Source organism: Paenibacillus kribbensis (genome assembly GCF_001705305.1).
GTDB classification, from domain to species: domain Bacteria; phylum Bacillota; class Bacilli; order Paenibacillales; family Paenibacillaceae; genus Paenibacillus; species Paenibacillus kribbensis_B.
Map to the genome: position 1 here is coordinate 1 of NZ_MCBP01000034.1, position 10,674 is coordinate 10,674.

Here is a 10,674-nt window from a genome sequence, read left to right on the forward strand (position 1 = left end):
ACTCAGCGCTTCGCCCCCGAAGATGACGTTGCGAATCCGCAGATCGTACGGATGGTCCGCCAAGACCTTACGCAGCAGCTGGTAGAAGTATGTTGGCGTCTGGTTCAAAATCGTGACCTGTTCACGGCCCAGCAGCGCCAGGAAATCGGCCGGATTTTTCGCCGTGAGCGGCGGTACGATGACCAGCTTGCCTCCGTACAGCAGCGCTCCATACATTTCCCAGACGGAGAAATCGAAGCAGAACGAGTGGAACAGCGTCCACGTGTCGGACGGCCCGAAGTCGAACAGGTTCTTGTCGTTGAACAGGAGCCGCACGACGTTCTTATGCTCGATCAGCGTTCCTTTCGGTCTGCCGGTCGTTCCCGACGTGTAGATGACATATGCCAGGTTGCCCGGCCCGGAAATCGGCTCCAGGTTCGAAACGTCCAGCGCATCGGCGGAGTCCGCCCCTCTGTCGCCCCAAACGAAATCGTCCAATTCGAGGCGCGTTCCTGCGAAGTCGCTCTTCTCGTGCAGATGCTTTTGAATCAGCAATAACGGCGCGCCCGAATCCTCGATCATGAAGCGGATGCGCTCCTCCGGGTAGTCGGGATCGACAGGCACGTATGCTCCGCCCGCTTTGAGAATCGCCAGGATGCCGACGACCATATCGAGCGAGCGTTCAGCCAGAATCGCTACCAGCTGGTCCGCTTCTACTCCCGTCTCCCGCAGCCTCCGCGCAAGCCGGTTGGATCGCTCGTTCAGCTCGCGGTAGGTCAGCTGCCGCTCGTTCATGACAGCGGCCACGTTGTCCGGGTAAAGCTCCGTCTGCTCTTCGAACAAGCCGTGAATCGTCTGCTGCCGCGGGTAGTCCGCCTCCGAACTGTTGAAACCGCTCACCAGCTCGCGGATTTCCTCCTCCGTGAGCATTTCCAGCGAGGCAATATCCCCGTCCGGCGCTGCTGCGATGGTTTCGAGCAGCTTGTCATAATGTCTGGCGAACCGCTCCGCGGTCTCCTGTTTATACAAAGCCATAGCGTAATCCAACCGGCATTCGAGCTGACCGTCCAGCTCCGAAATGTCCAGGAGCAGCTCGAACTTGGATGTTCGGTTTTCCAGCGGATAAAACGATTGCTCCAGCCCCTCGATGACAATTTGCTCGTTCTCCGTATTTTGCAGGGCGAAGAACGTATCAAAGAGCGGATTCCGGCCGGTCGCCCGCGGAATGTGAAGACTTTCCACCAAGTCTTCGAACAAATAATTTTGGTGTTCGAAAGCCCCGAGCGTGATGTCCTTGATTTCTTCCAGGTACGAAAGGTACGGCTTGGAACGCTCCGGACGGCTGCGAATGGCCAGCGTGTTGACAAACATCCCCACGATCGTCTGCACTTCTTCCTGCGTTCTTCCGGCAATCGGCATTCCAACGATCAGATCTTCCTGACCCGAATATTTATGCAAAAGGATGGAGTAAGCCGACAGCAGCACCATGTACAGGGTCGTCCCCGTCCGTGCCGCCAGCTCTTTCAGCTTCTCTGTCCGCTCTTTCCCGATATAAAACTTCACGGTCCGGCCGTCAAAGCTTTGCACCGCAGGCCGCGGGAAGTCCGTCGGCAGCTCCAAGACCGGCAGCTCGCCCGACAGCTGTTCCAGCCAGTACTCCTTCTGCGGCTGGAGCAGCTGCCCGTAAGCTTCGGAATGCTGCCAAACGGCATAATCTTTGTATTGAATGCTCAGCGGGGCCAGCTCCTCGCCCCGATACAGGCGGCTGAACTCGTCGAAGAGCAGCGCTGTCGAAATGCCATCCGAGACGATATGGTGCATATCGAACAGCAGAATGTGGCGATCCTCGGCGACTTCGATCAGGCCGATGCGGAGAAGTGGCGGCCTGGTCACATCAAACGGATGATAGTAAGCTTCCACCACTTGGTCCACTTCCCGCTCGCTCGCCTGGAAATAATCGACAGAAAACTCCACCTCGTCATAGATGCGCTGGACAAGCTCGCCTTGAACCTGCTCGATCCCGGTACGCAGCGTCTCATGGCGCTGAATCAGCGCCCGGAACGCGTGCTCGACGCGTGTGCGATCCAGCTTGCCTTCGAGAAGAAGCGCCGCCGACATATTGTAGCTGCGCTCGGCCCCGTCAAGCTGGCGCAGGACGTACAGACGCTTTTGCTCGGATGAAACCGGATAGTACTCGGCCTCAGCCGCCCTTGTAATCTCATACGTCTCCTGCTGCCTTAAACCGCCGATTCTTTGAGCCAGCTGTTCGATCGTGGTGTAGCGGAAAACTTCCCGCAGTGGAACCTCGACTTGCAGCTCTTTCCGAATCTTGGAAACAAGCGTGGAGGCCCGCAAGGAATGACCACCCAAGTCAAAGAAATCGTCTTGGACTCCAACTCGCGTAATACCCAGCACCTGCTGCCAAATGAGCGCAAGTCTTGTTTCCAGCGTTGTGCGAGGAGCCACATACTCACGGCCTGCTTCTACCTCTCCGGTCGGTTCAGGCAGCGCTTTACGGTCAATTTTGCCGTTCGGCGTGAGCGGAAGCTTATCAAGAGACACCAGCCGGGCTGGGACCATATGGGCTGGCAACTCTTGCTTCAATTGGGACAGCAGATCGCTCAGCTGCAAGGAAGCATCCGCCGCCACGTAGCCGCACAAATACTTTTGCCCCTGCTCATCCGTACGGTCGGTCACCACAGCCTGCTTGACGCCCGGGAAACGCAGCAGGGCCGTTTCAATTTCGCCGAGTTCGATACGGAACCCGCGAATTTTCACCTGATAGTCGATCCGGCCGATGAAGTCGACGTTGCCGTCTTCCAGCCAGCGGGCCAAATCGCCTGTTCGGTACAGACGTTCGCCCGGCACAAACGGGCTGTCCGCAAACTTCTCGGCGGTTAGGTCCGGACGGTTCCAGTACCCGCGCGCCACCCCGGCGCCGCCGATGACAAGCTCGCCCGGAACCCCTACAGGAACCGGCTTTAACGCGGCATCGACAATGTAAAACCGGGCGTTCAGCCAAGCTTTGCCGATCGGCACATGACCCGACGGCGGCAGCTTATCCAGCGGCTCACCGTAAAAGCTGCTGTCAATGGCCGCTTCGGTAACGCCATAGCTGTTGATGATGCGGAATTGTCCGCCGAATCTTTCCTGCAGCAATCGGTAATCGGTGACACTGCAAGCATCCGAGCTGGTAATCAGCAACTGCATGGAGCTAACGTCCAGCCCTTCTTCATAAATATGCTGCATGAACGGCAGGATGAGCGCAGGCGTCGATTCGAATACCGTAATGTTTTGGTCCCGAATCCAGCCGTATAAGAGGTTCGGATCAATCCGGTCATCCTTCGGCACAATCACCATCGTGCCTCCGTTATACAGCGTCCGCGCGATGTCTCCGACGAACACGTCAAACGAGAAGCTGGCCAGCTGCAGCAGCCGCACCGGAAACTGATCCAACCGGTACTCGCGACGGTACGCATCCGCCGTATTCACGAGACTACCGTGCTCGATCATGACGCCTTTCGGGCGTCCCGTCGTACCCGAGGTGTAAATCACATAAGCCAGGTCTTGCGGGGCGCTGCCGGCAGATTCAAATTCCACGGCTAAGGCATCCCCGTTATAAATCTGTTCATCGTCCATGGCATAGACAGCTTGAAGCTTCAGCCGGTCATCGGCCAACCAACCTCCGGCCCGCTCCAACAGATGACGCTGCGTAAGCAGCACCGATACATCGCTATCGCTGAGCATGTACTCAATCCGCTCCGCCGGATAATCGGGGTCCAGCGGTACATAGGCTCCGCCGGCTTTCCAAACGGCGAGCACCCCGACCAGCAGTTCCACCGAACGCTCCGCCCAGATCCCCGTAATCGTCTCCCTTCCCACGCCCTGTTCGCGAAGGAGAGAAGCCAGCCGCTCGGCGCGTTCGTTCAATTCGCCGTAGGTCAGCTGTTTGTCCATGTAGACGACTGCCGGATGATCCGGAATTTCCCGGGCAAACTTTTCAACATACCGATGAAACGCTTCTCCCTCGCTCAGCCCTGCCACCGGCGGGTTAAAAACGTAGAGAATGCGGTGTCTCTCCTCATCGCTCAGTAGAGAAATCTCGCGTACCGGCAGTTCGGGATTCTGAAGAAACTGGTCCAGAACGGTTACATACTGTTCCATAATCCGATCAATCTCGGCTGTCTCGAACAGGCCGGTACGATAGGAAGCATGGAGAATTACATGGCCTTCATTCAGCATATGGTCGAAGCGCAGCAGCAAATCGTCCATCTCGTGCCTAGCAAAGTGAGCCTCCAGGCGTACCTTGATTTCTTCGTACTCCACGATTTTCAAAGGCAGATATTCCAGAGACGTGCGGAACAGCCCCGAAAGATCGTTGCGGCCGTGTTGTTCGCGTAAATCCTGGATCAATTGGTTATAAGGGTATTTCTGATACCGCAGATCCGCCGTATTTTCCTTGGAAACCGTTTGGATCAAGGAAAGCACGTGTCTGTCTGGATTCAGACGAGTCCGCGTAGCCACGGTGCTGACGAACATGCCGATCGTTTCTTTTTCCTTCTTGCTGGTGCGATTGGCGAAAACCGTGCCGACCGGAACATCGGTGCTGTCGGTCAGCTTATACAATAAGGCGTACATGGCGGATAGAAATAACGTATATAAGCTGACCTGATATTGTTCGCTGAAGGCCAGAATGCGTTCATACCGGGAACCGTCCAAAGTGATGGCCAGTTTATTGGATTCGCTGCCGATCGAGAATGGCGGATACGATTTAATGCCGGTCGTTTCAGGCAAAGTGTTGTACTTCGTCAGCCAGTATTCCTTGCCCTTTTGATAACGCTGCGATTGCTCATATTCACGCTCCGCGGAAATATAATCCAGATAGGAAGGGGCCTGGTAACTGCTGGAGATGCCTTTGCGCAGTTCCAGGTATTTTTCCATCACCGCATGCAGCAAAGCATTGACGGACAAGCCGTCGGCGATAATATGATTTACCGTCAAATTGAGCCATACTTGGCCGTTCGCAAAATGGATAATCGTAAATTGGTAGAGGTGTTCGTCGAACACGCTGGCCGGTTTTTCGCTTACTTCTTTCACCCAAGCATAGAATTGTTCGGTTGTGCCTATTTCGAGGCGGCTTATCCTAGCTTGGACATTCTCCGGCTCTTCGAACCACTGCGTTGGATTTTGCAAATCCCCGCTAATGTGAATTCGGAATGCGTCATAGGTTTTGACGATCTCTGCCGCCGCTTGCTCCAGAAGCTGTGTGTCGATCTCCCCCGTAATTTGGTAGGTCGCGGAAAGCATCGTGATGGACGTTCCCGGATTCATAATTTCCATGAACCATATTCGACGCTGGGCTTGCGTTAATTCATATTGCTCGTTGGTATTCTCTCTCACATCCACACACTCCCGGTTTAGAGATTCTTTATAGATAGGCTTTGTACCTAGATGTCACTTAGTCACTCTTAAGAAGAACCGCGCAGGCCATTCCCGGAACGGCTCCTTCGGACTCTTCCCCCTTTTCGTGTCCACGTTTTCTGGTAACTACCGTTTATAAAGTCATACCTTGGATTACTAAAAGACTCTGTCGCATTCACAAGCAGGAAGCCGCCCGCAGTAAAGCAGGTCTAGCCGTACAGCCGGGCGTAATAACCCCCGAGCGCCAGCAGGTCCTGATGTCGGCCCCTCTCGACGACCGTCCCTTGGTTCATGACGGTAATCAAATCCGCATGTTCCACGGTGCTGAGACGGTGGGCGATCAGAATGGTGGTGCGCCCCTTCATCAATACGTTCAGGGCCTGCTGTACCCAATGCTGGGATTCGTTATCCAGCGCGGAAGTCGCCTCGTCCAGCAGCAAAATCGGGGCGTTTTTGAGAATCGCCCGGGCGATCGCAATTCGCTGCCTTTGTCCGCCCGACAACGACGCTCCTCTCTCTCCCACCGGCGTTTGATACTGTTCAGGAAGTTCCTGAATGAAATGGTGAGCGTACGCCGCTTTGGCCGCTTCGACCACTTCTTCATCCGTTGCATCCGGGTTGCCGTAGCGGATGTTTTCCTCAATCGTGCCGGTAAACAAGAACGGCTCCTGCGGAACGTATGCAATCTGCCTGCGGATTTCGTCCAGCGTGTAATGGCCGAACGGTTTGCCTTGGAGCAGGATTTCTCCGCTGTCCACAGGATAAAAGCCGAGCAGCAGCTTGATCAGCGTACTTTTGCCGCTGCCGCTAGCCCCCACGATAGCGGCGACCTGGCCGGGAAACACCTGCATAGACATGTCGACAAGCACCTTTTTATCCGCCTGATAGGAAAATTCCACATCGCGAAACTCCACCGCAGCCTCCGACACGAGTTCGCTGTGAGGAGATCCCAATCTCTCCGGTTCCTCTTCCTCTCTTAGTACCTCTTGAATCCGGTGAGCGCCCGCGAGCGAATTTTGGATCATCGACAGAACCATCCCCAAGTTCAACAAGGCGTGCGTCAGATTCACTTGCAGAACCGCCAGGGCGGCGACGCTTCCCATTCCCATCAGTCCGTAGGCATAAAGAAGACTGCCGATGACGATGATGCCGCAGAACGTGACGTAGCTGATAAAATGGTTCACCGCAGCCTGCATGCCATTCTTCTGCGCCGTTTGCCGAAGCGTCTGCGTCATTTGTTCGTTCAACGCCTCGTACTGGCCGTAAATCGTGCGGATGCGGAACAGCTTCACCAATTGGATGCCGCCCATAAAATCTTTGAATTTTTCGGTCATTTTACTGAGCGTTTGCAAGCCTTGTTCGGACAAGACGCGAACATCCCGCGCAAATTTCAGGCTGACCACGGAGGACAGCAGCAGAATGACGAAGGATACGCCGGCAAAACGCCAATCGATCAACACCATGGAGACAATGGAGCCGATGCAAAAGACAACTTGAAGCAGCAAAACGAAGTAAACCTGCGAGAATGTAAACTCAACAGTCGTTACGTCGTTGTTCACTCGCGACAGCAAGTCCCCATGGTGCGTCTGCTCCAGGAATCTCGGCCGCACCCGGCACAGCTTGTCATAAAGACGTTCGCGGATATTCAGCACAGTCAGCTCGACACTGCGCTGGTATAAGTAAATGAACCAGGGAGAAACTATATTTTCCAGGAACAGGGACACGCCCAAAATAATAAAGGCTTCCACCATCAGGGACGTATCTCGGGACACGGAGAAATCAACCAAGTTTTGTACGACCAAGCTGAAGGCGATCAGGAACAATGTCTGGGAGAGCGCCGTCACGACCAGGCCAATAGCGTACTGGGTTTTGCGCTTGCCGTTCATAAACGTCAGCAAGTAGCAGAGTTCTTTCACTTGCGAGAGCCATCCGCCCTTTTTCAAGTGTACGCCACCTCCCTGCGTTCGGCAGACTTGGTAAATTCCTGGTAGTACGACTGGGCGTACAGTCCCTTCATCTCCAGCAATTGTTCATGAGTGCCCTTTTCCACAATATTTCCTTGTTCCATGACCCAGATTTCGTCGGCGTTTTGTACCGTGGAAAGCCGGTGGGCAATAACCATCGTCGTTCTCTGCTTCATCAATACGTTAAGCGCTTCCTGAACCGCGCTTTCCGACTCCGGATCAAGAGCCGACGTTGGCTCGTCCAGCAGCAGAACGGGAGCATCCTTCAGAAAAGCCCGGGCCATTGCAATGCGCTGGCGCTGCCCGCCGGACAAAAAGCCTCCGCGCTCTCCGACATACGTCTGATAGCCGCCAGGAAGCTGCATAATGAAGGAATGCGCCTGAGCGGCTTTGGCGGCTTCGATAATCTCGTCCATCGACGCTTCTTCCCGCCCGTAGCCGATATTTTCGGCGATCGTGCCGCTAAACAAATATGAATCCTGGGTTACCACGGAAAAATGCGACCGAAGCTGCTCCGGATCGGCGCCGTGGATCAGGCTGCCGAACACGCGGATCTCGCCCTGGTCCTCCGGAAGTGGATAAAAGCCGCATACAAGCTTAAACACCGTGCTCTTCCCTCCGCCGCTCGCTCCGACAAGCCCGATCGTCTTCCCCTCCGGCACTGAGAAGCTGACATTCCGCAGGATCGGGGAGCTCTCCTCATACCCGAAGGTTACGTTCTGAAACTCGATGGGGGCGGTGCTTGCTTTCGGAAGCGAACGGCCATTTTCCGTTTCGGTCGGCTGCTCGACGATTTCGGAGACCCTTCTCAGGGCACCGGACATTTCGAACGTCCGCGTGATGAGCTCGGGAATATGCTCCAGCGGCTCCAGACACAGATTCAGCAAGTACAGGAAGGCGATCAGCTCTCCCGCACCTAGCTGCCCTTTGTAGATCAAATAGCTTCCGTAACTGACGGCGAAAATGATCGGGCTGATCATCAGCGTGGAAAGCAGCGGGTTGACCCAGGCTTCCCGCTTTTTCACGGCCAGCTTTTTTTGGACCGTCAATTGCAGCAGCACTTGGTAGGAGCGAGATAACATGCCGGATAGCAGGTAGCTTTTTACAATAGGCATACCCCCAAGCGTATCCTGGAGGTTGACGTTCATTCGGCCCATGTTCACCTGGGCTTCCTCCGTTAACCACTCCAACTGCTTGCCGATCCATTGGGAAACCAGCAGCGCTAAGGGAAATAACAGCAGGCTGTACAGCATCAGCTCCCATTGGAGGTAGATCAAATAAGCGAAACACCCGATGAACAAAAGCGGATGATAAAACCACTGGGCGAAGTCCCGAACCATAAACTGCTGGATGAGCTGCAGGTCGTTGTTGACCCGCGACAACACGTCGCCGGAATGCTGCTTTTCCAAATAGGAGACCGGGAGTTTGCCGATATGACGCATGACATGATTGCGGATATCCTGCACCGCAGAAGCGCTGCTTCGCTCCACGCCGAAGCTCATGAAAAACTTCGCCGGCACACCGATCAAGATGACCACAAAGACCGTGTACACGATTTGCAGAACGACTGGCCCCGCCCCCTTCTCGGCCTGGGTGGTCAGCTGCTCGATCAAGCTTCCCGTCCATACCTCAATAACGGCGGCGGCAATCGCGGACAAGATACCGACGATCATCCAGCCTTTGTGACGGCTTACATAGGACATCAGCCAGCGGAACGCTTTCCAGGCGGCGTAAGCGGTTTGGCGCTTGGAAGGCGCCGCTGTGCCTTGTTCTAGAACAGACGGCTGGCGGTCAGCTTCCATGCAGTACCCCGGCCTCCGCTTCGATTTGCCGCTTGACTTGCTCTAAGATGTCCCGGATGACGACGGCCGTTTCTTCCACGCGCGCGAGTTCCAGCAATTCCTCGTGCGCGCCCTCCAGCCGGTAATCGGCGTAAGCTTGCGTCGTTGCCCCCCGCCAGGAAGGCAATTGGTGCTCCAGGCGGAACGCTTCGCTGTCCTTCGCAATCAGTTCGTAAATTCGGGCCGGGATCGTGCCGGAATTAATAAGCTGCGCTTCGTACGCCAAGGTCGCTTTGACCTTCCGATGAACCCGCTCCCGCACGAGCGGATTGCTCATTAATTCCTTCTCTTCTTCGTCGAAATCGGTAAGCATTTCTTCAAGCTCTTTCTCCGACGTTTCGGATGGCGTCAGCGTGTCCTTAATCCACGAGTCCACCATGAGCACGTCCGTTACGGAATACCCTCTTTTCTCCATCGTTTTGGCTACCTCGAACGTCAGGTTGCCTCCGAAGCAATAGCCGAGCAGCACGTAAGGTCCTTCCGGCTGGATGCGGACGATCTCGTCCACATAACGGTTCAGCATGGCCTCGTAATCGACGGCATCGTCGATAAAATCAATGCCGTAGAGCACGAACCGGCCGTAGAGCCTGCTTGCGAGCTCTCGATAACCGATGCCGAAGCCGCTGCCCGGAGGGAAGCAGAACACGTTCAGATCTCCTGCTTTATTCAGCTTAATGAAGGAGTCTCCTCCTTTATCCAAGCCGAGATCCCCCTCTCCGAAAGCCATGGCTTCAACTGTTACATTATGGAATTGGCGGTTCAGCGGTATCTCAATGCCCGTTTCATCGTAAACGGCTTGAACGAGCCTCATCAGACTTAACGAATTGCCACCCAACTCAAAAAAGTTATCCTTTACGCCGACCTGCGGAACGCCAAGCGTATCCTGCCAGACGCGGGCGATCTTCATTTCGAGCAGCGTTCTCGGCGCGACATATTCCGCTCCTCCGGCCACTGCTTCCTCCGGCGCGGGCAGCGCTTTGCGGTCGACTTTCCCGTTCGGGGTCAGCGGCATACGCGAAAGCTGCACGAGGTGCGAAGGAATCATATACCCCGGAAGCTGCTTGGCGAGCTCCTCCTTGAGTTCATGCGCCGCCAGCCTCGTTTCCGCGACGTAGTAAGCGACAAGCTGCTTTTGACCGTTCGCGTCGTCGCGGTCGAGCACCTTGGCTTCTTGCACGGCGGCGATCTTCAGCAGCTGCTCTTCGATCTCGCCGATTTCGATCCGGTACCCGCGGATTTTGACCTGGTGGTCGATCCGGCCCAGGTATTCGATGTTGCCGTCCGGCAGCCAAGCCGCCAAGTCGCCCGAGCGGTACAGTTTCTCCCCCTCCGCAAACGGGGAATCAACGAACTTCTCCGCCGTCAGATCCGGACGGTTCAGGTATCCTCTCGCAAGGCCTTCCCCGGCCACGTACATTTCGCCCGCTACGCCGATCGGCACTGGGCGGCGGTTTTCATCCAGGACGTAC

At 55.5% G+C, this 10,674-nt stretch carries 4 protein-coding genes; all 4 read right to left on the reverse strand.

Annotated elements, in window-relative coordinates; translation table 11 throughout:
- Positions 1-5,379, reverse strand: a 5,379-nt coding sequence (locus tag BAZ21_RS27150) for a non-ribosomal peptide synthetase (RefSeq protein WP_141695044.1), incomplete at its 3' end; no start/stop codon positions are given.
- Between the two features lie 230 nt (positions 5,380-5,609).
- Positions 5,610-7,343, reverse strand: a complete 1,734-nt coding sequence (locus BAZ21_RS27155) for an ABC transporter ATP-binding protein (RefSeq protein ID WP_068505923.1) — start codon at positions 7,341-7,343, stop codon at positions 5,610-5,612.
- Complete coding sequence (locus tag BAZ21_RS27160) at positions 7,340-9,166, reverse strand: ABC transporter ATP-binding protein (protein WP_068505924.1); 1,827 nt, start codon at positions 9,164-9,166, stop codon at positions 7,340-7,342. The genes BAZ21_RS27155 and BAZ21_RS27160 overlap by 4 nt, the downstream gene beginning before the upstream one ends.
- The coding region (locus BAZ21_RS27165; protein ID WP_141695045.1) for a thioesterase domain-containing protein at positions 9,156-10,674 on the reverse strand (1,519 nt) is incomplete at its 5' end. The genes BAZ21_RS27165 and BAZ21_RS27160, both read right to left, overlap by 11 nt.

Bases quoted from the DNA above. Each gene is read 5' to 3' on its own strand.
- BAZ21_RS27160 (WP_068505924.1), bottom strand. From the start codon at position 9,166: ATGGAAGCTGACCGCCAGCCGTCTGTTCTAGAACAAGGCACAGCGGCG.